This is a genomic window from Brevibacillus centrosporus, from assembly GCF_003710815.1.
Taxonomy (GTDB): Bacteria; Bacillota; Bacilli; order Brevibacillales; family Brevibacillaceae; genus Brevibacillus; species Brevibacillus centrosporus.
Map to the genome: position 1 here is coordinate 1 of NZ_RHHP01000071.1, position 991 is coordinate 991.

4 protein-coding genes are annotated in these 991 nt (G+C 49.2%); all 4 read right to left on the reverse strand.

Annotation, left to right across the window (positions count from 1 at the left end; genetic code table 11):
- On the reverse strand, positions 1-172 hold a 172-nt coding region (locus tag EDM55_RS29885; RefSeq protein ID WP_148040086.1), incomplete at its 3' end, for an AAA family ATPase.
- 6 nt (positions 173-178) lie between these two features.
- Positions 179-385 carry a hypothetical protein gene (locus EDM55_RS29890; protein WP_122962139.1) on the reverse strand — a complete coding sequence of 69 codons (207 nt, stop codon included), beginning with the start codon at positions 383-385 and terminating at the stop codon, positions 179-181.
- A gap of 14 nt (positions 386-399) precedes the next feature.
- Complete coding sequence (locus tag EDM55_RS30585; protein WP_170184560.1) at positions 400-570, reverse strand: hypothetical protein; 171 nt, start codon at positions 568-570, stop codon at positions 400-402.
- A gap of 16 nt (positions 571-586) precedes the next feature.
- Positions 587-991 (reverse strand): phage antirepressor KilAC domain-containing protein (locus EDM55_RS29895; protein WP_170184561.1); only part of this gene is annotated, 405 nt, incomplete at its 5' end.

Here is a 991-nt window from a genome sequence, read left to right on the forward strand (position 1 = left end):
ACTTGCTTCCAAGCACATCTGTACCGTACAATGTCCATGAAATGGCTTCCGGAATACTGGACTTGCCTTTCGCATTGTCACCGCTGATCTTGGTAAGGTCGCCAAACTCTACGACAAGATCACGGTGGCTTTTAAAATTTTTGAGACCCAGCTTTTGAAACCGAATGATCATCGTTACCTACTCCCCCGCCTTCATTTCTACTGCCCCCATCGCTTTCGCCAGGCACCTTAATTTGCAATACAGGTCTCCGTCATACCTCCAGACTTTGTCGCCTCTGTAGATCCAAGTTTGACATTCATCATTGGCGCACTCGTCAACTGGCAGCTCAGGAGATTCAGTCTCTTCCTGTGGGTCAGGTAATCCCTGCCCGAATCGATCCAACATTCTCTCACCTCCCTTCAAAGTAATCCGCTTGCCTTCATGTCCTGTTCCAGCTCTGACAATTCGCGGTCCAGCCACCAGCGTGCGTTCTCATCCATACCTGGAGTCAGAAACAGTTCGACTAGTCTCAGGTAATGGTCATTCGCTGCCCGTACTTCTCCAGCCGGTTTGGTTCCTTGTCCATTCATGACTCTGCCCTCCCCCTCAAACCAGTTCTTTTTTCAAACGATTTGCTATGTACGACTGGCCTTTCATCGTCACGTAGGTTGTGCGCCAAGTGAATGGAGAACCATCTGGTTTTTGCTTTACGCCTGTCACTACTTCGAACAAACCTTGTTCCGATGCCCTTTGCGTAGGTTCGGTGGACTTCTGGCAAATCATCCCCCAAGTCCTTAGGCGATCGTAAAGCTTCCTTTCACCAATTTTGATGCCATGAGTAGTGAGTGAGTGGGCCAGCTCTCTAATTTTGATCGATTTGTCTGACTGCATGCAGATCTCCGCGAACTCTACGAGCGGCTTCTGTTGTTGAATTTTGGCTTCTGCCTGGATCCTCAGCGATTGTTCCGCTTTTAGCTTTGTAGCCAGTCCGATGATGAAGTCGGGATCGGA

Excerpts from the sequence above, each read along its gene's own strand:
- EDM55_RS29890 (WP_122962139.1), bottom strand. The coding sequence starts at position 385 with ATGTTGGATCGATTCGGGCAGGGATTACCTGACCCACAGGAAGAGACT.
- EDM55_RS30585 (WP_170184560.1), bottom strand. The coding sequence starts at position 570 with ATGAATGGACAAGGAACCAAACCGGCTGGAGAAGTACGGGCAGCGAAT.